Below are 22,278 nucleotides of genomic sequence, written 5' to 3' on the forward strand. Positions count from 1 at the left end.
GTGTAGACATGTCATGCAAATGAACACATTTTTCAATCAATATTAATTAATTACTTAAATATCAATAACTTATACATTGGCACAGCCCTTGCTCCCTTGATTGACGCCAGCGAGGACATTCCTGCTGCGAGTCATTGAACAACAATAAAAGGGAGTCATTTCATGAGTACGTCCAAGATCATCCGCCTGGGTCTCATCGGTGCCGGCCGCATGGGCAGCTTTCACGGCCTGACTGCCGCCAGACACATTCCCGGCGCCTGCCTGGCCGCCATCGCCGACCCTACACCCGGTCAAGCCGCGCGCCTGGCCGCAGAGTTGGGTGTGCAACGGGTCTATACCGATCCACAGCAACTGCTCGATGACCCGGAAATTGATGCTGTCTTGATTGCCGCCCCCGCCCGCAGCCATGCCGAACTGGTGATCAGTGCGGCCCGCGCCGGCAAAGGCGTGTTTTGTGAAAAACCCATGGCCATCACCCTCGACGAGGCGGACCGCGCCATAGCCGCAGCCGCCGACGCACGTGTGCCGCTGCAGGTCGGCTTCAACCGCCGCTTTGCCAAAAGCTTCCGGGCTGCCCATCTGGACGTGGTCGCCGGCCGCATCGGTACGCCGCAACTGCTGCGCTCGCTGACCCGCGACCCGGCGCTGAACAATCCGGCGGCCTCACCGCAGTGGGTGATTTTCCTCGAAACCCTGATCCATGACTTCGATACCCTGCGCTACCTCAATCCCGGCGCAGACGCGGTCGAAGTTTTTGTCATGGCCGATGCCCTGATCGCACCGGACTACAAGGCCAAGGGCTTCCTCGACACCGCAGTGGTCACGATCCGTTTCGACAACGGCGCCATCGCGACGGCCGAGGCCAATTTCCAGGCCGTGTATGGCTACGATGTTCGAGGGGAAGTGTTCGGCAGCGCTGGCATGCTGACCATGGGCAGCCTCAATGATTCTGACCTGGTACGTTATCTGGCCAATGGCATCCAGGCCGACACCCAACGCATGGACACCGACCTGCTGCGTGATGCCTACGTGGCCGAGCTCAATCACTTTGTCGATTGCCTGCGCACCGGCGAAAAACCACTCGCCAGCGGTGAAGATGCCCGGGCGGCACTGGCCATTGCCCGCGCGTGTATCGAGTCCTTCCAGCAGGGCAAACCTGTGCGCGTGCAAGGAGCCCATTCATGAGTTTCACACCGTTCAAACTGGCGATCAGTGCCGAGATGGTCTTCCTCGATCTGCCGTTCACAGAGCGCGTCAAACGCATTCACGCGCTGGGTTTCAGTGCTGAACTCTGGGACTGGACGAAGAAAGACATTGCGGCCCTTGTCGCCACGGGCGCTGACTTCACCTCCATGACCGGCTACATCTCGGGCAACCTGACCGACCCCGAAGACATCCAGCACCTGCTCGACAGCGCACGAGAATCGCTGGCCGTCGCTGCACAACTGAATTGCCCGAGCCTCAACCTGCATGGCACCGGTTTGGGTGACCAAGGCCTGCCGGTCAAACCCGTAGCCCACACCACCGGACGCATGTGGCTGAACGCCTGCAAGACCCTGGAAAAAATCGCTCGCCTGGGCGAAGACGCTGGTCGGGTATTCTTGCTGGAAAACCTCAATACCGAAGTTGACCACCCCGGCACGCCCTTCGCTCGCGCCGACGATACCCTGGCGCTGATCGAGGCCGTGGGCAGCCCTCATTTGAAGATGAACCTGGACCTTTACCATGCCCAGATCGGCGAAGGAAACCTGATCGAACTGATCCAGCGCGCCGGCAGCGCCATCGGGGAAATCCAGGTCGCCGATGTCCCCGGCCGCATGGAACCCGGCACCGGCGAAATCCATTATCCGGCCATTGCCAAAGCCTTGTTTCGCATGGGATACACCGGTGTCGTCGGGCTTGAGGGCTGGGCCAGCGGCGACAGCGAAGCGGCACTTGAACGCTTTCGGCAAGCCTTCACGCTGGATTGAAGACGCTGGCGCTCTCGGCGGGTTTGATTCAGAGAGCGCCAGAAACCCTCACGTTTGATCTTGATGAATTTCAACTCATAACAAAAAAGGAAAAACCATCATGCGTCGCTGCACACTGCTTTTTGCCACGCTGTTATTCCTCTTCAGCCAATGGGCCGCCGCCAGCTATCGCATCGGCGTCAGCATTGCCAGGGTTGACGACAACTTCATGACCTATGTGCGCAGCGGCCTGGAAGATGCCGCCAAAAAGGAGAACGTACAGATCCAGTTCGAGGATGCCCAGGGCGATGTGGTTCGCCAGCTCAATCAGATTCAGGGCTTTCTCGGCCAGAAAGTGGATGCCGTCATCGTCCTGCCCGTGGACACCGCCGCCACCGCCAACATGACTCGCGCCGCCGTCGAAGCGAAAATACCGCTGGTCTACGTCAACCGCCATCCGGACGAACGCGTCCTGCCCAAAGGCGTGGTCACGGTGGCGTCCAACGACGTTGAGGCCGGGCAACTGCAAATGCGCTACCTGGCTGACAAGATGGCGGGCAAAGGCAACATCGCAATCATCATGGGCGACTTGGCACAAAACTCCACGCACGACCGCACCGAAGGCGTCAAACAGGTGCTCAAGGACTATCCCGGGATCAAGATCGTCGAACAACAAAGTGCCGAGTGGCAGCGCAATAAAGGGATGGACCTGACCAGCAATTGGCTGCTGGCCGGCACCGGCTTCGATGCCATCGTTGCCAACAACGACGAGATGGCCATCGGCGCCGCCATGGCACTGCAGCAAGCCGGCAAAGCCAAGGGCGAGATTGCAATTGTCGGCATCGACGGCCTGCCTGACGGCCTCGCGGCCATCAAGCGCGGGATGCTCGTAGCCTCTGTCTTTCAAGACCCCAAAGCGCAAGCGACCAGCGCGCTGCAATCGGCCATCAAAATGATCAAAGGGGAGCCGGTCGAAACGGATGTCTGGGTGCCCTTTCAGCTGATCACGCCGGAGCAGGTAGCGGTGTTTGAGCAGCATTATAGATAGCGTCAAACGGTTGCGGCCTACTCCTCAAAGCGACCCGTGGCATCACTATGTTTGGCACACGGATGCGCGTCCTTGCCAACCAGGCACCGTGCAGGTACTGTCAGCTTCATGAATCAACCACGCATTGCCTCGACCACCACAACCACGACCGCCCAGGGCGGGTCGTGAGAGGTGTCGTGAGCCAATAACGCACGAACTTCAAAGGCCCGCCAGTGATGGAGAGGGCCTTTTCTTTTGCCCTTGTGTCACTGGTCCAAACGCAAGGAAAAGCACTATGCATGCACTGTTGATTCTCGATATGCAGGTTGGATTGTTTCATGGCCCGGATAAACCCTGGGCTGGCGAAGCGCTGTTAAATACCTTGAATAGCCTGCTGAGCAAAGCCCGGAAGGCAGGCGCGCCAGTTTTCCTGACTCGCCATGTGGGTCCGCCTGGCTCGCCTATCGAGCCTGCGAGCCCGTTGACACAATTGGTGCAGGAACTGCTGCTACAAGGCGACGAAGTGATCTTCGAAAAAGCCGACCCAACGCTTTCGCCATGACTGATCTGGCCGATCGGTTAAAAGCGTGTGGATCTCAAGGTGTGGTTATTGCCGGAATGAAGACCCAGTATTGTGTCGACAGCACCTGCCGCGCCGCACGAGATCTTGGGTTCGATGCAGTGCTGATCGCCGACGGTCATACCTGCACCGACACCCCTGCGTTGACGGCCGAAAATATCGTCGCTCATCACAATGCAACCCTGGCGGGCCCATTCTGTCGTGTCGTTCGCGCTGAGAACTGGAACTTCTGACCAACGTTGATAGATCGGCTCGGACTGGGTCGATCTATCCTTCGTCGGCGTCGTTTCCGCTTGCGCCGCGAGTCAGGCCCGAGCGTGTCGGATATCGGGTCTGACATTACTCGCTCGTTCCATCTAACGAGCCATTTTCTAATTTTTGCACTCCGACAAAACCACGTGGCAGGTATCCGGCGTACCACCGGATCGGCCGGCATAGCGTATGCAATTAGTCAGGGATTTTTCGCGCGCAATGTTCAAGGTAGAGCCCCAAGCCAGGCCACCTTCGCCAGCGGTGGGTAGCGCTTTTGCATAACAGCTTGAGCCTATGTTTGAGGCCGAATAGCGAGCCGTGGCAGCCTTGTTTGAACATCCCGCCGTCAGCGTCAGGTTGATGGCTAACAGGGAGAGCAGGACCCATGATGAGCATTGGCACGCTGTTGTTCCGGTCATCCCGTTTCCCCTGTAGCAAGAGGCATGAGCCACATTTGTGCTCGTGTACTACTCAGATTAGACGGTGTTGTGCCTGCCCTTGGCGCCGTTCAGCGGACTGATTTGCGCTGGCCTGCCACCCTCCGGAAGTTGCCAAAATAGCCCGGTTGCCTACGCTACTAAAATGTATGCATCAGTCCCCTATTTTGGAGAACCGAGATGATCAGCAAAAACACGATTTGTCTCTGGTACGACGGCACCGCGCTGGATGCTGCGACGTTCTATGCCGAGACGTTTCCGGACAGCGCTGTGGGAGCTGTCTTTCACGCACCGGGCGATTATCCGGCGGGCAAACAGGGCGATGTCTTGACGGTCGAGTTCACGGTGATGGGCATTCCTTGCCTTGGGCTGAACGGGGGCTCGACGTTCAAGCACAACGAGGCTTTCTCGTTTCAGGTGGCGACCGACGACCAAGCCGAAACAGACCGCTTGTGGAACGCAATTGTCAAAAACGGCGGCCAGGAAAGTGCATGCGGCTGGTGCAAGGACAAGTGGGGGCTGTCATGGCAAATCACCCCACGCGTTCTGACAGCTGCGATAACCGATCCTGATCGAGCGGCGGCCAAGCGCGCGTTCGACGCCATGATGGGGATGATAAAGATCGACATCGCTGCGATCGAAGCGGCTCTGAAGGGTTAACCAGCGGTGCCTGGGGTTGGCGCGCTTGGACGTGTCGGATGTGGCCGGTGCTGAAGCCGGGTACGGGACTGAAAAACTGTAACCGGCAGATATCGGCCAAAAAGCCTCCATGTTCAGGCCGCTTTGCACGTCAACCACGCCCCCCAGAAAAGACTGCTGAAGAAACGGGTGGCGTCCCCAAATCCGGCGTCATGCAACAGCTTTTGAACCGCCGCCTCGGAGTGTGGAGGGTCCGCGCCTTGAAGAATTTTCCCAAGCTTGACCTTCACTTCATCCGGGCTGGTTCCATGCTGCCTCCACCGTTGCCCCCAGGCCGCAAGCAGTAACGGCTGGCTGGCATAAGCATATTGATTCCCCGCGACAATCAGCGGTGCACCCGGCTTTAGATGAGTCCGAATGGATCGTAAAATTTGTCGCTTGGTATCATCCCCATCAAGATGATGGAGTACACCGATCAAGGTGGCTGCGTCGTATGATTCGTCTGCTGACAGGTCTTCAACATGCCCAAGATGCATGGTCGTTCTTTCAAGCAAGTTGTTCGCCTCTAACTGCTGCTTTGCTGCCTCCAGCATCGGCTCGGATGGATCAACGGCAGTGAAGCGCCAACCCGTCTCAAGCTTGGCCATAGCAATAATCTCCTGCGCCGTGCCCCCAGCGCCCACTACCAGTATTTTTGCCATGCTTGTATTACCAAGGCTTGCCGCCAGCATGCACGCCGCCAAGTCTTGGCAAGCGTCATATCCGGCTAGTGCAATACGGCTCTGTCGTCCGTACTCATTGGCTCGTGAGGTATCAAATTTTTCAGCAGCGTTGAGAGGGTATGATTTCAAGGCGGTTCTCCATGTCCTTGAATCAAGCTACGTTATACCCAGCAATAATAAAAATTCATTAATTTTATGTATTGCATTCCCGCAAGGAATATATAGTTCAAACAATTCTCGCGTTTGCTTAAGCTGATTCAGCTTTGTGGCGACAGTTAACTTTGGCTCGGTTGCAGCCCTTCCTGACAGATCGCTATCGGCCGATTCTGTTGAAAAAGTCGGTTCTTCCAGACTGCCCGCATACTGACTGCTGAGAACGCCTTTCTGGCGCGCCGCTACACGAAATCTGAGCCCGGAATCCTCTGCTCAATGTAAAGACTTCAATCTCAAGTGCGTACTTTTCTACCGTGGAAACCATGGCCGACTTTTTCAACAGAATCGGCCAGAAGCGGACGTTCGAAAACGTCAGCTTACGACCCATATCGTCAAAGGCTGGGTGAAAACCTTTGGCCTTGATCCAGTCGGCACGGCTTAACGGCCTTGATCCGTATGCGTATTTAAAGGGCGTGCTCACGCGACTGCCGATGCAGCGGCCGCGTGAGATTATCGAGTTGCTGCCGCATAGATGGGCGCCCGTTTAACCACGCAAGGCCTTTTGGGCGGACGCTTACTGTCCAGGGCCAGGCCAGAAGGTTTTAGAAAATGCGTAAGCGATGGGTTTGAAACTGGAAGCAGGCTGCTGCTTCCGTTTCCCAGATGCTGACAGTTCAGTTGGAAGAGTTGTTCAGCTGCTGAAGCTCAAGTTGCTTGGCCGCACTGGCTTCGAGGGTTGCACGCTCTTCATCCAGATACCGATAAATGCTTTGGAGGTTGGCGATTTTCTGTTTGATTTCTGCCATCTTCTTTTCAATTAGCTTCGCGCCGTCAGCACAATCGATCAGCTTGTTCCGCTGCGCATCCAGAATCTCGCCTATTTCCCCCAGGGAAAACCCCATGCTTTGCGCGCGCTGGATAAAGTTCAGATCCTGCAGAGTCTGCGCTGTGTAAACGCGATAGTTGTTAGTTCCCCGCAGCGGTGAGATCAGGCCAATTTGCTCGTAGTAACGCAGCGTATGGCGGCTGGCGCCGCTGCGGGCCTCGAGTTCGCCGATTTTCATGAAAACACCGCTTGACTATAGAGTTGGGTCGATAGTTTACGCTTGATTTCTCACCTTAACCAGGAGCAGGGAAATGAGCGTGGAGTGCTTTGTCACGGGGGGTACAGGCTTCATCGGTCAACATTTGGTGGCGTACCTGAGTGCAAAAGGTCACACCATTCGGGTGTTGATGCGTCGCCCAGAGCGACTAGCTGCACTGCGGGAGCAAGTCGACAATTTGGGAGGGAGCGCAACCCGGGTATTTGCCGTAGCTGGCGATCTGGAACGGGACAACCTCGGACTGAGTCTAGCTGACCGAGAAGTGCTAAGGCACGCCAGAGTCATATTCCACCTAGGCGCCCACTTCGCTTGGGGGCTTTCAGTGGAGCATTCTCGTGCGGTGAATGTAGAAGGGGCAAAGCGCGTGGCGCTGTTGGCGGCTGAGCAAAAAAGCCGGTTAGTGATGATCGGCGGCTACATGCTGAAAAATCATGAGCATCTGCAACGCATCGGGATTGATCCTCGTTATCCGGCGCTGACGAATTGGCCTGCCGTCTACCGGCATGTCGGTGGTTACGAGGGGAGCAAGCTGGAGGCGCATTTTGCGACCCTGGAGGTCATGTCCGCCAAGGGCGGGGAGATTACCGTTGTCCACCCCGCGACGGTTTGTGGACACAGCCGCACGGGGCATATCCTTGACGGTCAGCCGCTGGTGGAGCTGATACGCAACCTTGTACAGGGAAAGCTGACTGCAGGTGCCCGGTACCGCCGAGCACTGGCTACCACTGGTTACCGTGGATTACCTGGTTGAACTGGTGGCGGTTTGTGCTTTTGATCCTGCCATGGCTGGCCAGGAACTGCTGGCGCTTGATGACCAAACTCCCAACTTGCGAGAACTCCTGGTACAGGTGGCAAAACCCGTTGGCTTAAAGTCTCCCAAGCATTACATTTCGTTGCGATTTCTGAAGTTGCTACTGAGTATTCCTCCCGTCGCGCGTTTTTTGAATACAAAACCCGAAGCCTTGGACTTTATCCAGACCACTCGTTTTGATACAGCGGCGGTCGAGCAATTTGCCAACAGGCATGGAATAGCCAAACCGGATATACGTCAGTCTTTGCAGCACACTGCAACATTCGTCAACTCATATTGCATAGCCAAGGGCAAGGCCCGCTGACTTCTCATGGGGCGACAAAGCCGTTAGCCCCGATTAAATGGACTTTCCTAAGGTAAGTAATGCGGATTCGTCAACTTAGAATTTCAACCATCGTGCTTGAAATCGGCCTTTGTCGAGTCATTTGTCGATTCTATGCTGGGAGAACAGGGTGCGAAATCGCCTCTAGCTTGGAGGTATGTTTAACTAACACTCAATCGCCTCAGCCATACGCTTGCGCACTACTTCACGGCGATGCATGGGAGTGAACGTCCACCTGATCCACCCTCTTTTTTCTGCCATTTCGTACTGGAACTTCAAGAAGGCCTACAGCATCCTACTGGGCGATCCAGCTTATGCCACAATAAATACTGGGCTTGGCGGGATCTTCGTATCCTCAATCTTTGCGCCGTCGATGTGGGGCGGCATTCTATCGAACGACAAATCAGCGACAGGGATCGTCATCAATGCAATCTACTTTCAGCAAAGGCGTCATGTTTGCACTCTCCGCTGCGGCACTGAACGCAACGATCGGTGTACTCAGCAAAGTACTCATGAGTAATGGTTTCACCGCTAGCAGTGTCGCTGTCATCAAGACCGTACTTGGTTGCGTGCTTCTCTCGATCTTACTGTTTTTCCTCAAGCGCCCGGCGGCGTCGATCAAATGGACTCAGGCGGCTATCTGCGCATTCCTTGGCATCTTTGTGCTGTTCCATTTCGAAACGTCCGCCTATCGACACTACGCTGCAGCAGGTGTGGTGGTGGTGCTGATGGCCAGTGCCTCAATTTCCTCAATCATTCTGGGGCGCATTTTCCTCAAGGATGCCATCACCGCGAACGCTACCGTGGGCGCCGCACTGGCTATTGCTGGGATCTCGGTGATCTTCGGCGGCGACCTGCAGCAGGGCTTTACCCTCCAAGGTGCTGCGCTCGCCTCCATGGCCGGCTGCGGCTATGGGGCCTTTTCGGTTGCCATGAAGCGTATGGGTGTGTCGGGGGGGCTGCACTTCACCCGACAATTGTTGTTCTTTGGCAGCCTGTACCTGCTGATGCCGGCTGCGGCCGATGGTTTCGCGATGGGCGAGCTGTCGCCGCTGGCGATTGCCGCACTGCTGGCGCTGGCCACGCTGCCGACAATCCTCGGCTTCTTCTGCACCACCAAGGCCATCGAGTATCTCAAGCCATCCCAAGTACAGGCGCTGGAGCTGACCGAGCCACTGTTCGCCGCGCTGCTGGCGTTTGTGGCGCTCAATGAAGTACCGCGCGAAAGCCTGTACGCGGGAGCGGCACTGATCATCGTCGGCCTGTGTTTCTCCAATGAACTAATCCGCTTGGGCAGCAAAGCATCCGTCCCTTCGACCGAGTGAGCTATTTTCGGATCCTGATTACTCTAGCAATCACTGGTTTTAAGTGTTTTGAGCGACTGACCGCTTCTGGGCGATTTTTGCCTGTCGCCAAGGGCCGCTTTCGACTGTGGATTCAACCGGTCGATGCAACAGATTAGCTAAATTGACGCTCATCCAGAGTGACCTGCTGAGGAAACAACTCACCATAGAGAGGATGTGGAATACCGAAAATGTTCACTTCGATGCAAGGCGGCGAGAGCTCTTTGGAGTAATCCAAGATGCCCAGGCCCGCACATGGAATAACCAGACCCGCTTCGGTTTGAACAGAAAGATCCAGGCTGGTCTGATCGCATCACAAAGGGCTGCAATCGACAAAAACGGTCGCTAAATCCAATTATGGTTATCTTCTTCAGACCGCTTCCAGTACCGGTTAATGACTATCAGGAGCAAACGAAGTCAGTTTTTCTATCGTGCCTGGTGAGTTATCGATCGAAGTCAGGATGATACGAACAGCCATAACCACACCGGCCAGAACGGCAGCAAGACCCAATGCTTCTAAAAGTGTTGGCAGCCGACTTTGAAACAACAAGCCGAGTAATGTAGCGAACAGGGATTCAAGGGATATCAGTTGTCCAGAAAGCACCATGGGAAGACGATGGGATGCTGCGTTCCATGCCCAGGCTCCGGCGAGTGAGGACATCACCGCAATAACCAGGCCCCAGACGTACAGATGTCCTGCCAGGGAAACACTGAAACCAAGGATTGGCAGCTTGAGAAGGTCGAGCGCCTGCACAACCGGTAACAAGCACACGGTGCCCGTTCCGGCACCGGCCATCAGGAGGCCTGTCCATACACCTGACGCATTGGCCGGGAGTTTCTCCAGTGCACTCTGATTCAGCAAGCTGAATGCGAGCCACAAGACAACGGCGCAGACAGAAAAAATCAACCCCATCAGCCACGACCCGTGGCCCGCAACGGGTTGATTGATACTGCTGATGTTCGTCAGCACAAGCCCGCCAGTCAAAAATGTCAGCGGTATCATCAGTCTGCGCCATGGAAGCGTTTTTTTCGTGGCGTTGCTGAGCAGTGCCAACAAGACTGGCACCATGCCAATGAACGCTGGAGTCAGCACGGGGCCGCCAAAAATAACACCGGCGGCAATGCAGGTGCTGTACCCGAGATATCCGATCACGCCCAGACCGGCGGCGAGAAATTGCTGATTGCGACGCAGGCACCGTAGCTGGGCGCGACAGAGCACCATGACAACCACGCCCAGCACACCCGCGATCAGAAACCGGATAACCATCAAGTCATAGATGCTGTAGGCGCCAATGACGTAGGGGGCTATGAAATTCAGAGCCCAGCTCAGGGTCGCGACCACGGCAAGGGTCACTCCGGCGATGATGTTTGAGTGAGCAATGATCATCAGGCATATCCGCGAGGTATTCAGCTCATGGTGCACAGCGCCAGGGGTATGCTACAAACGAGTTCTCGGTCTTGGATGCATAACGTCTGATTATGAATACGCTTGGGAAATCATTGCCGCCGCTTGCCAGTTTACTGCCCTTTGAAGCGGCTGCTCGACTGGAAAGCTTTTCGAAGGCTGCCGATGAATTGCACATCACTCAAGCGGCGATCAGCCGCCAGATCCGTGGGCTTGAAGAAAATCTTGGGTTGAAGCTTTTTGCCGCCGCAACCGCGCAGTCTTCCTGACGCAGGAGGGGCGTGAGCTAGGGCGAGTGGTGAGCACCGCATTGCAAAGTATCAGCGACAGTGCCGTCACCCTTCGTGAATCACCGCGTAAAAACCGCGTCGTTTTACTGTGTCAGTTGTGCGAAGCGTTCTATTGGTTGATGCCGCGCCTTTCGATGTTTCACCAGCTACACCCGGAAATCGAGATCCAGGTCGCGACATCCACTCGACCGTTGACTGAATTCAATGACCATTTTGACGTTGCCTTACAAAGTACCGGACGCCCCAGCGGCTTGCATGCTCTGGCGTTCACCGCTGCTGATGAAGTGTTTCCTGTGTGCAGTCCTCATTACCTGACCGCCCGACAGTCACTCCGGATTACCGATCTTCGCCTCCATACGCTTTTACACCATCGCGCCACGCCACCGCACTTGATGGAATGGGATACCTGGCTGCACGCCTTTGGTCAGACATTAGAGGGCTATCCTCAGGGCTCCGTGTTTGATAGTTACCCCTTGATGCTCCAAGCCGCCGTCGAGGGGCATGGAATTGCAATGGGGTGGCGCCGAACAGCTGGGAGGCTTATTGATAACGGTATGCTGGTGAGACCTTGTATAGAAAGCGTCCCTTTACCTGAAGCGATATCCGTTTTTAGACAATATGGCGCAGAGGATCGGATTGAAGTGCGCGCGCTTACTGAGTGGCTTGCAGAGGAATTACGTAGTGAAAACTGAAAGCTCTATTCCCTATCGATAACGCTGGGATACGACCGCTTTTGGCCCAGAGTGTGTAAAAACGCTCATGGCCTCATCGTCTTGGATCATCGACGTTCGTGGCTGAACGATCGCAAGGCAAATGCTGCGTGTCGCATCAGTCGCGACTTGGAACACGTCAATGCTGTTTTTACAGCCTCTGGGATGGGCCAAAATCAGCCTTTTTTAGGCCGACAACGCCTTCATCAAACCGTTAGCACCGATGATTTTCATGACCCGTTTCATGTTGTAGGCGAGCACATTTAAACTCATCTCCGCACCCACCCCGGCCAGCTTCCGCGTCAGGAAGTGCGTCGCACCCATCCATTGTTTGAGCGTCCCGAAGGGATGCTCAACAGTCCGTTTTCGGGCTCGCATCATCTCCGGTGCATTGCTCAGCCGGGCCTGCATTTCCTCTAGTACAGCTTCATGTTCCCAGCGTCGAATTCGTCGTTCCGTGCTCGGGGTGCACTGCGATTTCAACGCGCAGCCCCGGCATTTCGAACTCCAGTAACGATGCAGCTTCAGGCCTTTTTCAACGTAGGAATAGTGCCAGATCAGCGCCTCTCCAGCCGGGCAAATATATTCGTTTTTTGCCGCGTCATAGACGAAGGCATCGTTATTGAAACGCCCGTCAGCCTTGGCTCCAGAGGTCATCGGCTTGGGCACATAGGCGGTGATGCCTGCATCGTGACAAGCCAGGATTTGTTCGCTTTTGAAGTAACCTCGGTCCGCCACTACCGACAACGTCTCCGATGCCATCGCCTCGCGGGCCTGCTTGGCCATTGAGCTGAGTTGATCGCGGTCGGAACCGACGTTGGTCACCTCATGCGCAACGATCAAATGGTGCTGCGTATCGACCGCTGTCTGCACGTTGTAGCCAACGATTCCCGTGCCGCGCGTCATCATGGAGCGGCTGTCTGGATCGGTCAGTGAGACCTGTTTATCCGGCGATTCATTGAGCTGGATTTCGATCGCCTGAAGCTCTTTCATTTGAGTTTTAAGCTTGGCGATTTTCTCTTCCAGCCGCACGGCACTGGGCTCGGAAGCTGTTGGTTCTTGCCGATCGGCAGCATCGAGTGCCGTCAGGTAACGATTGATACTCGATTCAATTTCTTCCATGCGCCGCTTCAGTTTGGCGCTGGTGAAATTGCGGTCGCGGTTGTTGACCGCTTTGAATTTGCTGCCATCGATGGCGACCAGATGTTCTCCGAACAGTCCCAACTGCTGGCACAACACAACGAACTGGCGACAGACGCCTCGGATGGCCTGGCTGTTGTCTTTTTCGGAAGTTGGCGATGGTCTTGAAGTCCGGCATCAAACGCCCGGTCAACCACATCAGTTCGATGTTGCGTTGGGCTTCTCGCTCCAAACGTCGGCTCGACTGGATGCGGTTGAGATAGCCGTAGATGTAGATCTTCAGCAAGATCGCGGGGTGGTAAGCAGGCCGGCCAGTATCGGCTGGAATGACACCTTCAAAACCCAGAGTGACCAGGTCGAGTTCGTCGACGAAGACGTCGACTACGCGGACCGGATTGGTATCGCTGACGTAGTCGTCGAGGCTCTCGGGAAGTAAGGTGCCTTGGCCTCGATGTTCACCTTGGATAAAGCGCTTCATGGGCGATCCCTGCGATGAAATCCTCAGAAATCATAGCAAGGGTTTGCGGAGGCGTTTTTACACACTCTGGGCCGATTTCTGCCTGTCTCCACAGTCAGCTTTGGATCGATACGACCATTCGTGAGCGGCCGCTTTTGCCGGGGAATGGATGATCAGTCGTTTGCTTTCATTCGCGACTTCACTGGACGAAGTGCCTAGAGGACTAATCCAAATCCTGCTTCGCTCGACATTTGGGGTAGGCGCTGCAACCCCAGAATCGCTCGTCTGCTCTATCGCCTATCTTACGGATACGAATTTCGAAAGCGCTTCCACAACGCGGGCAACTGCGTTTCGCGAAAGGGTCGTTTCGCTGTTTCAGGCACTGTACATGCTCGTAGTGGGTAGTGAGCGTACCGGCCCTCTTCCCGCTCTCCAGCGCCTTCACCATTACACTCACCTGCACTTCGTTAAACACAGGCTGCTGAAAGGACTTGATATAGCGGATGCAGTTGACGCCTTGGATGACATTGTCCGCCATGACGGTCTTGAAGCGGCTGCCGCCGACGAAGGCGATTACAGAATGGACGTGCTCGGGCGAAACGCTGAGCAGCGCTTCTATCGCTTTTAGATGTTTGTAATTCTGCCGCAGCGGGTTTTGGAACCTGAAGCGATGCCGGAAGATCTGCTGTGTCCACTGGGCCTGGCGCTCACCGCCGAAGATCCAGCCGCTCATGTTTTTGGTTTCCAGCACGAAAATGCCAAAAGGCGACAGGAACACATGATCGATCTGGGTAGTGCCATCGGGCGTATCCAGTGTGACGTTGTGCAACCGACGGTAGACCTGGCTATCCAGCCCATAATGGGCGAATGCCCGCACCAGCAACTCACCGAACCAGCCCTTGAACCAGGGCGTCTTGATGATGATGGCCAAGACCAATAATGGCAGCAGCCACTTCAGGATGTCGAACAGCGGCTGGAGCATCACAAAAATATTCATTGCTTCCTTTGCGTGGCGAAGGTGTGTCAGTAAGCCGGATGTGGCTACGCCTTCCCTTTTGTTCCTTCCTAGCTTAGGCGAGGTAACATATGTCTGCCTTCGGCTCTGGCTGTGTAAAAACGTTTTAAAGCAGATTTGACAGGCAAAACCGGAACGAAAATCACGCTCCTACACAATTGGAAAGAGATCGCACTGGCCAACTTAAAACGTGCCTTGAGCAAACGCGGCCAGGCATCAATGGCAAAACTGATGTGTATGTTCCGCTGCAATAGCGGAGCAAGCAGCTTTTGACCCTGAGCTGATGTTGACGAGTGTCCGCTCAGGGTTGTGGATTTCGGCCAGTCATGACAGGCAGGAATCGGCCTCCCAAAGCCAAAGGTTACATTCAGTCTCCTCGCCCCTATTGATCGCGTTCTGTCATCGGCTAGTTATATTGGCGCCAAAAAAAAAAGAAGTCGCGCGATTACAGCTGAGGTGTTGGGTGTGAAATATAGACCTATGATTTATATGGATTTTTAAAAAAAGTCGGAATTGGTAGCGCAGAGTTATCTAGAGACCTCTATTATTTCGTTATCACCGAATTCGGTCTAATCACTGTTATACCTCAGCGACAAAGCACGTCCTAAATCAACAATTATAGGAGAGTAACATGTCGATAAAAAAAAGAACGGTCTTACTCGTGCTGGCTTTTAGCTTTTTCGGAGTTACGAGTTGCGCGGACATAAGAAACTATTCAGAAATTTCAAGCGAAAGAGACAAGGGCATTGTTCCTGATATTGACTATTATGACCTTGCATACAATGTAGATATCATTGTGCTTCCTGCAGAAATAAAAACCAAAAAAAATGTAGATATAGACAATAATTTTTCAAACGAACTAAAAATTTCAAACTGGGGGAATGCGATCAAGAATGTGACCCAGAAAGAAATTCATAACAGTGATCGTTTTATCGAATTTGGAACTTACAGCGGCCGCATTGAAATAAGTGCAGAAGTATCTTCAGTATCTATACGCAACGCTTGGGGTGGAATTCGATCGAAATGCAATGTTGTTTACACATATAAAGATTTAGTGGCAGGAAAAATATTCTCCAAGCATGATAGTACCATTGAAGTAATGGTGCCATCCCCTGCCATACCAAAATCCAGTAATAGTTTTTCTTACAGCCTTGATCAACTTACATATGCTATTGCTCGCGAGGCGATTATTGGTCTCACTCGGCTGCAGCCCATTGCTGATATTCAGCTAACACAAAGGCAAGTGACGTTTTACAATTCAAGTATCAAAAGAAAACCCAACCAAATTATTAGCTACGTCCCAATTGACAATCTTATTCGCAACAATAAAAAAGAACTAAACTCTGCTTTTTCAACGGCTAAGAAAATGCAAAAAAAAGGTAATAAATTGGCGAAAAAAAGCAGATCAAAAGTTAGAGTAGACACCGTCTCTGCTCCCGCTGCCCTCCCCCTAAAATCTAACACAGCTAGTGACACACCCACCGTAAACACCGTTAAATCGAGTGAAAATTCTGTCAGTCAGAACTCAAGCCAGGCTGCGACTGAAACTAAAAAGGACGATAGAAGTTTAAGAGATATTGCTAGTTCATCGGAGCGCTTGAAGGATGGCACCGTTAAAAACGACGAACCCAGTTATGACGGCAGTGGACATATAGTCACTCCGGGGCACTATCAACCTCAAAACGAGGTATCAGAGCAAGAAAAAGCAATGGATGCATGGATTAAAGAGGAAAAAGCAAAGTTACAGGGAGCGACTGGCGATGCCGCTGCACGTACCGGGCATACAGTCACACCAGGACTCTATCCACCTCAAAACAAGGTATCGGCAGAGCAAGAAAGAGCAATGGACGAATGGTTGAAAGAGGAAAATGCAAGGTTACAGGGAGCGACTGGCAATGCCGCTTCACGTACCGGGTATATAGCCGCACCGGAAATCTATCAACCTCAAAACAAGGTATCGGCAGAGCAAGAAAGAGCAATGGATGAATGGTTGAAGGCGGAAAAGGCAAGGTTACAGGGAACGACCGGCAATGCCGCTTCACGCACCGGATATACAGTCGTGCCGGAACTCTATCAACCTCAAAACAAGGTATCGGCAGAGCAAGAAAGAGCAATGGATGAATGGACGAAAGCGCAATAAAACATGTCTTTCGCGATAGTGTGAATCACCCCTAATTTCGTAGACGTTTGCGAGCGTCGGTTATGGGTCGATAACCGACACTTATTTTCGCCCTGTATAGGTGGATGCTTCGCACCTGAGCAAGCGAGGAACAGACAGCGGATGGCTCAATACGTCTGATCAATTAATTATCGTAGCGCTTATTTGCCTGGCTATATTTTTATCTGACTCCAACCAGCTGGCATTGTTTTTTCTTTCTTTGCGCAGGTGCAAACTGTAATTGGCGTCTAAGGAAGAACCTGCGAATTCATTTGATGCGCTACTATTTTCGCGAAGCGCGCGAGTACATTCGAGAGATAGAACGTTACAGCCCTCGCCCTAAACGCCCGACTAAGCTGAAAGCGCCACAATAGGAAAAAGGTACTTTGGGTCGCAAGCTGAGTTGCTGGAATCTTTCATATCAGGTAACAAGTACCCTCTTCATTCGCCAATGAGTGTAACAGTCCGCTTTGGATCGAAAGTAGCCGGTGACAGCCTTCTTCAATTGACCATACTCCAATCAACCTATTGCAGGTTCCAATGGGGGGCACTGTCGCTGCCATGCTTGAGCTTTCTCGAAAGGAATCGACACCATGCCAAGCGATTATTCACTGTCGGATGTACTGGAAAGGCTGTTCGAAAATAAGCAGGCCTTAGAGGCGGCCATTATAGAGTTGACCCTGCTGATTGAGGAGCAAGGGGCACAGGACGTGGGCGGAAATGTCCGTGGTGCACTGTGGACCATGGGTGAAAACGCCGGTCATATCAAACAAATCCTGGCTCGATTGAAGAAATTGGACATCGGCTAGGTGCAACACCTTTGCCAAGGCTGCCTGAATCCGACTCCAAAGTGCCTATGGGCGCATCGTTCGAGGGTTCTGACGACGATCAGACGCTTGATGCCAAAAAGAGGCGGAGAGTTGATTCTGGCAAGCGATGAGCAGACATTTTTTTGCGATTTACTCTGATACGCTGCTGAAGCACTCGTTTACAGGAGTTATTCGCATGATTGGCAAGTTAATTTCGACGGGTTTCAGTTTGGCCACCTTGCCCGCCCGCCTGACTTTTCGCAGCGTCCGCGCCTTGGCCATGACGCCTGCCGAAGCCAGCCGCCTGCTGGCGGACATGCGTCAGGCATCGGATCAGGCGGTGCAGGAACTCCAGGGGCTGTTGGCCAACGTCGATGCGGACATGACCCACAAAACGGCGCACCTCAGTGCTGCCGACAAGCGCCTGGCAGCCGAACTGGCCCTCCACGCCGCCGAACAACACCTGAACATGGCCGCGATCAACATTCTGCGGGCCGTATGGCTGACGCTTCACTCGACGCCGAACTTGCCGCCAAGCGAGCTTGATAAGCGGCTTGAACAGACACGTAACGACTAACAGACCGTCCGGCGGATCGGTCGATTCGAGCGAGAAATGGGAGCTCAGCATCCTTGAATCGGCGCTTCATGTGCAGGTAGGGTTTATGGAGCGCTTACAATTCAGTTAGTCTGGCAGCTATTGGCGACAGTTTAGTTGCGACCATCGCAGAGGAATTACACCTCCGTCTGTTCAGCCATTTCCACGGCATCATCGACCTCGATACCCAGGTATCTGACGGTGCTTTCAAGCTTCGTATGACCAAGCAGGAGTTGGACAGCTCTCAGGTTCTTCGTCCTGCGATAGATCAACGATGCCTTGGTTCTACGTAGCGTGTGAGTACCGTACATGGTTGGATCAAGGCCAATGGCTGTCACCCACGCCAAGTTGAATAGCGCCAAATCACGTGTCTTCTCAGCAAGCTGAAGTCTTATCCGGATAGCCCAGATATATCTGACTCGGAGCGGGGCTTTCTGTCCGACAAGCTTTCCCTTGTTCCAAGGCTAATGACTATATATAGCAATGATCTTCATGGTTTGTCCTCCACGTTGAGGGAGGACAAGGGTGGATCAGTTACGGTGCGTGGTGGGCGCTAACCGACCCAAAGCTGCCGGTCAGCAATGGCTAAAATTGACCGGTTGCCGCCCCTCGCCAAGGGCAGCAATTCTACTACTTGCCGCCACTCATCGATGGTAACGAACCACTCCCCCGATCTTCGTCACACCACTGCTGCTTCAATCGTTCTGGAACGCCAGGCATAAGCCAACACCATCAGCAGCCCCAGAGCAGCCATCGCCGCTCCGGCCAGGGAAATCGCCGGATAACCCAGATCAGCGTTGATCACCGCTCCGCCCAGCGCTGCGCCAATCGCGTTGCCAAAATTGAAGGCGCCAATGTTCACCGCAGAGGCAAGATTGGGCGCGTCCTTCGCTGCTTCCATGACGCGCATCTGTAGCGGCGACACCAGGGCGAAACTGGCGATACCCCATATCAGGATGGCCAGAGCAGCCGGCACCGTCCAACGCATCAGCAGGGTGAACGCCAACAAGACGAGAATCAGCACGCTCAGCGAGACGATCAGGGTGCGATCTATCGAGCGGTCAGCGGCCTTGCCGCCCCACATGTTGCCCAGCGTCAAACCAACACCGTATAGCATCAGCATGGCGGTGATGTAGGCGGTGGACGCATGGGTCTCGCTGCTGAGGATCGGCGCGATGTAGGTGAAGACGGTGAACATGGCACTCGAGCCGACTACGGTCAGGGCCAGCGCGCCCAGCACCGGGCCGCGCCCCAATACCCGAATTTCCGCCATTACACCGACACTTTGCGGCGCCCGCACGTTGGGCAGGGCAAACCACAACGCAGCCATGGTCACCAAGCCTAGGCCGGTAATACCCCAGAAAGCGGTGCGCCAACCGAACAGTTCGCCAAACCAGGCGGCCAGCGGCACACCGCCGATGGTCGCCAAGGTCAGGCCCATGAACATCGCCGCAACCGCCCCGGCACGTTTCTCTGGAGCGACCACGCTGGCGGCGACGACGGAGCCAACGCCAAAAAATGCACCATGGTTCAGTGAGGTCACCACCCTGGCGACCATGAGGCTGTAGTAATCGGTGGCCAGGGCTGACATCAGATTACCCAGGGTGAAAATCGCCATAAGCCCGATCAGCAGATGGCGCCGGGGAATCCTGCCGGTGGTCAGGGTCATCAGCGGTGCGCCGAGCAATACGCCCAGCGCATAAGCACTGACCAGCAAACCGGCGGCGGGAATGGAAACGCCCAGATCCGCAGCGATACCCGGCAACATGCCCATAGGGGCGAATTCTGTTACGCCGATGCCAAAGGCACCGATGGCGAGCGCGACAAGTGGTGGGTTGATACGCATGGAAGGCTCCTTATCTATGCCGCTAATGCTACGATCCAGTCTTTTCAGGCGGTAGATAGCATTTTTGGCAATCACCTTTGCGCAGGAGGCACAAGTGGATTTCAACGGCAGGTCAGGTGAAATGAGCGTGTTCACCACCGTGGCGCAGGAAGGCAGCCTGTCGGCCGCCGCGCGTGCACTGGGCCTGACACCCTCGGCAGTCAGTCGGATCATCGCGCGTACCGAGCAACGTCTTGGCACCCGCCTGCTGTTGCGCACCACCCGAGCGATCACCTTCACTGCCGAGGGCGAAGCGTTCCTGCGCGGCGCCCGGCGTATCCTGGCCGACATGGACGAGGTCGAAGAAGCCATCGCCGACCAAGGCGTACCCAGGGGGCGATTGCGGGTCAGTGCCGCCCTTGGCCATGGGCGGCTGGCCATCGTTCCCTTGGTCGCAGCATTCAGCGCCCGTTACCCGAACATCGTCGTCGACCTCACCCTCGGCGACGAAGTGGTCGACATTCTCGGCGGGCAGGCCGACGTCGCGGTCCGCTTTGGCCATCTGCCCGACAGCCCGCTGACCGCGCGCAGGATCGGCGACACCGGCCAGGTAGTGGTGGCATCGCCCGAGTATCTGCAGCGCCACGGCATCCCCCAGGAACCGGAAGACCTGCTACAGCATAACTGCCTGCGCTTCAACTTCCGGCGTGCCGAGCCCAACTGGCCGTTCATCCGCGATGGAAAAGAGTTTTCCCTAAAGGTCAGCGGCAACATCGAATGCAGCAGTGGTGAAGCGCTGGCACAACTCGCGCGAGTAGGTGCCGGCATTGCACGTATCGGTGAGTTCAGCGTGAGCGAGGATCTGCAGCGCGGCGACCTGATTCCACTGTTGGAAGCCTGGAACCCCGGGGACCAGGAACCGATTCATGCGGTGTTCGTCGGCGGGGCGGCAATGCCGGCGCGGGTGCGATTGTTCGTGGACTTCTTGCTGGAACATCACCGGATGTAAGCGGAGGCGTAAGCTGATATTTCCGGGTACTCGTGATGTTGAAGTGACCAAAGCATTTTTGGGTGCACTATCAATAGGTGGTTTGCCTTACTGGAACAATCGTGAGCTCTGGCATTGATGGGGCGTCCGCACGTCTTAAATGGCCGTCGTGAAAGACCGCTTTTGGCCGGTTTCTGCCGATCGGGGAAGGCACGAATCGGCCAGAAGCGGATACCCATAAACCTCCGACTTTCTCCTAACGATTGCAAATTTTCTAGCTACGCTTTCCAGCAAGGGAACGGCGTAGGTGCGGCCTCTCCTTAATTGTCAGGCAAGGGAGCCAATATCTATGGATAGCATGCAGAACGTTTATCCATCAGCCACCGTTCTGGTGGTCGACGACACCCCCGACAACCTGATGTTGATAACCGAGTTTCTCAAGGACAGATATCGGGTCAAGGCAGCCAACAGCGGCGAGAAAGCGTTGCGGCTTCTCCAGGGCGACCCACTTCCCGATCTGATCCTGCTGGACATCATGATGCCGGGCCTGTCCGGCTACGACGTTGCCGAGCAGCTCAAACTTGACACCCGCACTCGCCACATTCCGATCATTTTCCTTACCGCCATGGCTGCCACCGAGGACGAGATTCGCGGCCTGAGCCTGGGCGCTGCGGACTACATCACCAAACCGATCATCCCCCCGGTACTCATGGCCAGGGTCGCGACCCAGATCAAGGTCAAGGCGGCTGCGGATTTCCTGCGCGACAAGAACGAATTTCTGGAGCAGGAGGTGCAGCGCCGCACCCGCGAGGTGACCGCCATCCAGGACGTCACCATCCACGCCATGGCATCGCTGGCCGAAACCCGCGACAACGAAACCGGCAACCACATTCGTCGTACCCAGCACTACATCAAACTGCTGGCCGAGCTGCTGCGCGAGCATCCACGCTTCCGCCACTTCCTCGACGACGAAACTATCAAGCTGCTGTTCAAGTCGGCACCGCTGCACGATATCGGCAAGATCGGCATTCCCGATCGCATCCTGCTCAAGCCGGGACGTCTCACCCCGCAAGAGTTCGAGATCATGAAGACCCACACTACATTGGGGCGCGATGCAATCCAGCACGCCGAGGATCAGTTGGGGATAGGCGTCGACTTCCTTCTTCTGGCCAAGGAAATCGCCTACGGGCACCAGGAAAAATGGGATGGCAGTGGCTATCCGCAAGGGGTGGCCACCGACGACATTCCCATCAGCGCCCGTTTGATGGCCGTGGCGGATGTCTACGATGCGCTGATCAGCCGCCGCGTGTACAAACCCGGTATGCCCCATGCGCAGGCGGTGGAGATTATCCGCGAAGGCCGCGGTTCGCATTTCGACCCAGACATCTGCGACGCCTTTCTGGCCAATGCCGAGCGGTTCCGGGAAATTGCCGCGCGGTTCGCCGACAGCGACCAGGACATGGCCAAGCAGTTGGCCTCACTTGAGCAGATCGCTGAGCAGCCCTGAGCCCTTTGCATCATTCTGCACATCAAGCTAAACGAGGCGGT

Annotated in this window: 17 protein-coding genes and 5 pseudogenes; 14 read left to right on the plus strand and 8 right to left on the minus strand. The window is 55.0% G+C overall.

What is annotated here, in order from left to right:
- Positions 1-162: 162 nt before the first annotated feature.
- The 4 genes and pseudogenes from AB4O41_RS04090 to AB4O41_RS04105 all read left to right on the plus strand — a co-directional run bounded on the left by AB4O41_RS04090 (position 163) and on the right by AB4O41_RS04105 (position 3,789).
- Complete coding sequence (locus tag AB4O41_RS04090) at positions 163-1,185, plus strand: Gfo/Idh/MocA family oxidoreductase (protein WP_460146404.1); 1,023 nt, start codon at positions 163-165, stop codon at positions 1,183-1,185.
- The gene (locus AB4O41_RS04095) at positions 1,182-1,970 is read left to right on the plus strand and encodes a TIM barrel protein (protein WP_460146405.1); all 789 of its coding nucleotides are present in this window, start codon (positions 1,182-1,184) and stop codon (positions 1,968-1,970) included. Before AB4O41_RS04090 ends, AB4O41_RS04095 begins: the two co-directional genes overlap by 4 nt.
- 100 nt (positions 1,971-2,070) lie before the next feature.
- The gene (locus AB4O41_RS04100) at positions 2,071-2,997 is read left to right on the plus strand and encodes a sugar ABC transporter substrate-binding protein (RefSeq protein WP_460146406.1); all 927 of its coding nucleotides are present in this window, start codon (positions 2,071-2,073) and stop codon (positions 2,995-2,997) included.
- A gap of 274 nt (positions 2,998-3,271) precedes the next feature.
- Positions 3,272-3,789 (plus strand): annotated as a pseudogene (locus AB4O41_RS04105) (isochorismatase family protein).
- 138 nt (positions 3,790-3,927) lie between these two features.
- Here the strand turns inward: AB4O41_RS04105 and AB4O41_RS04110 are convergent.
- Positions 3,928-4,227: a hypothetical protein gene (locus AB4O41_RS04110; RefSeq protein ID WP_460146407.1), complete on the minus strand. Its 300-nt coding sequence runs from the start codon at positions 4,225-4,227 to the stop codon at positions 3,928-3,930.
- A gap of 198 nt (positions 4,228-4,425) precedes the next feature.
- Here AB4O41_RS04110 and AB4O41_RS04115 point away from each other — a divergent pair, with 198 nt between their 5' ends.
- Entirely contained in the window at positions 4,426-4,905 is a 480-nt protein-coding gene (locus tag AB4O41_RS04115) for a VOC family protein (protein WP_460146408.1), read from the plus strand.
- Positions 4,906-5,018: 113 nt separating this feature from the next.
- Here the strand turns inward: AB4O41_RS04115 and AB4O41_RS04120 are convergent, their stop codons facing one another.
- Positions 5,019-5,615: a class I SAM-dependent methyltransferase gene (locus AB4O41_RS04120; protein ID WP_460148269.1), complete on the minus strand. Its 597-nt coding sequence runs from the start codon at positions 5,613-5,615 to the stop codon at positions 5,019-5,021.
- Between the two features lie 557 nt (positions 5,616-6,172).
- Between AB4O41_RS04120 and AB4O41_RS04125 the strand changes: the two are divergent.
- Positions 6,173-6,307 (plus strand): annotated as a pseudogene (locus tag AB4O41_RS04125) (transposase domain-containing protein); the annotation flags it as partial.
- 126 nt (positions 6,308-6,433) lie between these two features.
- On the opposite strand, the gene AB4O41_RS04130 reads toward AB4O41_RS04125, so the two are convergent.
- On the minus strand, positions 6,434-6,823 hold the full coding sequence (locus AB4O41_RS04130) for a MerR family transcriptional regulator (RefSeq protein WP_460146409.1): 390 nt from the start codon (positions 6,821-6,823) through the stop codon (positions 6,434-6,436).
- Positions 6,824-6,896: 73 nt separating this feature from the next.
- Here AB4O41_RS04130 and AB4O41_RS04135 point away from each other — a divergent pair.
- Positions 6,897-7,977, plus strand: a pseudogene (locus AB4O41_RS04135) (SDR family oxidoreductase).
- 443 nt (positions 7,978-8,420) lie between these two features.
- A complete protein-coding gene (locus AB4O41_RS04140; RefSeq protein WP_460146410.1) occupies positions 8,421-9,320 on the plus strand; it encodes a DMT family transporter in 900 nt (299 codons plus the stop codon).
- Between the two features lie 409 nt (positions 9,321-9,729).
- Here AB4O41_RS04140 and AB4O41_RS04145 read toward each other — a convergent pair whose 3' ends face one another.
- Positions 9,730-10,725, minus strand: a complete 996-nt coding sequence (locus AB4O41_RS04145; RefSeq protein ID WP_460146411.1) for a DMT family transporter — start codon at positions 10,723-10,725, stop codon at positions 9,730-9,732.
- A 92-nt stretch (positions 10,726-10,817) separates the two neighbouring features.
- On the opposite strand from AB4O41_RS04145, the pseudogene AB4O41_RS04150 reads away from it, so the two are divergent.
- Positions 10,818-11,725 (plus strand): annotated as a pseudogene (locus AB4O41_RS04150) (LysR substrate-binding domain-containing protein).
- A 204-nt stretch (positions 11,726-11,929) separates the two neighbouring features.
- On the opposite strand, the pseudogene AB4O41_RS04155 reads toward AB4O41_RS04150, so the two are convergent.
- Both AB4O41_RS04155 and AB4O41_RS04160 read right to left on the minus strand, forming a co-directional pair.
- Positions 11,930-13,361 (minus strand): annotated as a pseudogene (locus AB4O41_RS04155) (IS1182 family transposase).
- A gap of 202 nt (positions 13,362-13,563) precedes the next feature.
- Entirely contained in the window at positions 13,564-14,337 is a 774-nt protein-coding gene (locus tag AB4O41_RS04160; protein WP_460146412.1) for a nuclease-related domain-containing protein, read from the minus strand.
- Between the two features lie 649 nt (positions 14,338-14,986).
- On the opposite strand from AB4O41_RS04160, the gene AB4O41_RS04165 reads away from it, so the two are divergent.
- The 3 genes from AB4O41_RS04165 to AB4O41_RS04175 all read left to right on the plus strand — a co-directional run bounded on the left by AB4O41_RS04165 (position 14,987) and on the right by AB4O41_RS04175 (position 17,899).
- Complete coding sequence (locus tag AB4O41_RS04165) at positions 14,987-16,495, plus strand: hypothetical protein (protein WP_460146413.1); 1,509 nt, start codon at positions 14,987-14,989, stop codon at positions 16,493-16,495.
- A 611-nt stretch (positions 16,496-17,106) separates the two neighbouring features.
- Positions 17,107-17,322 (plus strand): hypothetical protein, encoded by a 216-nt coding sequence (locus tag AB4O41_RS04170; protein WP_460146414.1) that lies wholly within the window; start codon positions 17,107-17,109, stop codon positions 17,320-17,322.
- Positions 17,323-17,518: 196 nt separating this feature from the next.
- Entirely contained in the window at positions 17,519-17,899 is a 381-nt protein-coding gene (locus AB4O41_RS04175; protein ID WP_009043509.1) for a hypothetical protein, read from the plus strand.
- A gap of 155 nt (positions 17,900-18,054) precedes the next feature.
- Here AB4O41_RS04175 and AB4O41_RS04180 read toward each other — a convergent pair whose 3' ends face one another.
- Both AB4O41_RS04180 and AB4O41_RS04185 read right to left on the minus strand, forming a co-directional pair.
- Positions 18,055-18,327 (minus strand): tyrosine-type recombinase/integrase, encoded by a 273-nt coding sequence (locus AB4O41_RS04180; RefSeq protein WP_460148270.1) that lies wholly within the window; start codon positions 18,325-18,327, stop codon positions 18,055-18,057.
- A gap of 269 nt (positions 18,328-18,596) precedes the next feature.
- A complete protein-coding gene (locus AB4O41_RS04185; protein WP_460146415.1) occupies positions 18,597-19,763 on the minus strand; it encodes an MFS transporter in 1,167 nt (388 codons plus the stop codon).
- Positions 19,764-19,857: 94 nt separating this feature from the next.
- Here AB4O41_RS04185 and AB4O41_RS04190 point away from each other — a divergent pair, with 94 nt between their 5' ends.
- Together AB4O41_RS04190 and AB4O41_RS04195 are read left to right on the plus strand one after the other, a co-directional pair.
- Positions 19,858-20,751, plus strand: coding sequence for a LysR family transcriptional regulator (locus tag AB4O41_RS04190; RefSeq protein ID WP_347911969.1), 894 nt, complete (start codon positions 19,858-19,860; stop codon positions 20,749-20,751).
- A 328-nt stretch (positions 20,752-21,079) separates the two neighbouring features.
- Positions 21,080-22,237 (plus strand): response regulator, encoded by a 1,158-nt coding sequence (locus AB4O41_RS04195; RefSeq protein WP_460146416.1) that lies wholly within the window; start codon positions 21,080-21,082, stop codon positions 22,235-22,237.
- Positions 22,238-22,278: the final 41 nt, after the last annotated feature.

The sequence above is a fragment of the Pseudomonas sp. S2_A02 genome, assembly GCF_054668495.1.

What these genes read in the sequence shown, in the direction of transcription:
- AB4O41_RS04165 (WP_460146413.1), top strand. Translation starts at nt 14,987, where the DNA reads ATGTCGATAAAAAAAAGAACGGTCTTACTCGTGCTGGCTTTTAGCTTT.
- AB4O41_RS04145 (WP_460146411.1), bottom strand. Translation starts at nt 10,725, where the DNA reads ATGATCATTGCTCACTCAAACATCATCGCCGGAGTGACCCTTGCCGTG.
- AB4O41_RS04095 (WP_460146405.1), top strand. Translation starts at nt 1,182, where the DNA reads ATGAGTTTCACACCGTTCAAACTGGCGATCAGTGCCGAGATGGTCTTC.
- AB4O41_RS04090 (WP_460146404.1), top strand. Translation starts at nt 163, where the DNA reads ATGAGTACGTCCAAGATCATCCGCCTGGGTCTCATCGGTGCCGGCCGC.
- AB4O41_RS04160 (WP_460146412.1), bottom strand. Translation starts at nt 14,337, where the DNA reads ATGAATATTTTTGTGATGCTCCAGCCGCTGTTCGACATCCTGAAGTGG.
- AB4O41_RS04195 (WP_460146416.1), top strand. Translation starts at nt 21,080, where the DNA reads ATGGATAGCATGCAGAACGTTTATCCATCAGCCACCGTTCTGGTGGTC.
- AB4O41_RS04110 (WP_460146407.1), bottom strand. Translation starts at nt 4,227, where the DNA reads ATGACCGGAACAACAGCGTGCCAATGCTCATCATGGGTCCTGCTCTCC.
- AB4O41_RS04115 (WP_460146408.1), top strand. Translation starts at nt 4,426, where the DNA reads ATGATCAGCAAAAACACGATTTGTCTCTGGTACGACGGCACCGCGCTG.
- AB4O41_RS04130 (WP_460146409.1), bottom strand. Translation starts at nt 6,823, where the DNA reads ATGAAAATCGGCGAACTCGAGGCCCGCAGCGGCGCCAGCCGCCATACG.
- AB4O41_RS04100 (WP_460146406.1), top strand. Translation starts at nt 2,071, where the DNA reads ATGCGTCGCTGCACACTGCTTTTTGCCACGCTGTTATTCCTCTTCAGC.
- AB4O41_RS04120 (WP_460148269.1), bottom strand. Translation starts at nt 5,615, where the DNA reads ATGCTGGCGGCAAGCCTTGGTAATACAAGCATGGCAAAAATACTGGTA.
- AB4O41_RS04170 (WP_460146414.1), top strand. Translation starts at nt 17,107, where the DNA reads ATGCCAAGCGATTATTCACTGTCGGATGTACTGGAAAGGCTGTTCGAA.
- AB4O41_RS04185 (WP_460146415.1), bottom strand. Translation starts at nt 19,763, where the DNA reads ATGCGTATCAACCCACCACTTGTCGCGCTCGCCATCGGTGCCTTTGGC.
- AB4O41_RS04140 (WP_460146410.1), top strand. Translation starts at nt 8,421, where the DNA reads ATGCAATCTACTTTCAGCAAAGGCGTCATGTTTGCACTCTCCGCTGCG.
- AB4O41_RS04175 (WP_009043509.1), top strand. Translation starts at nt 17,519, where the DNA reads ATGATTGGCAAGTTAATTTCGACGGGTTTCAGTTTGGCCACCTTGCCC.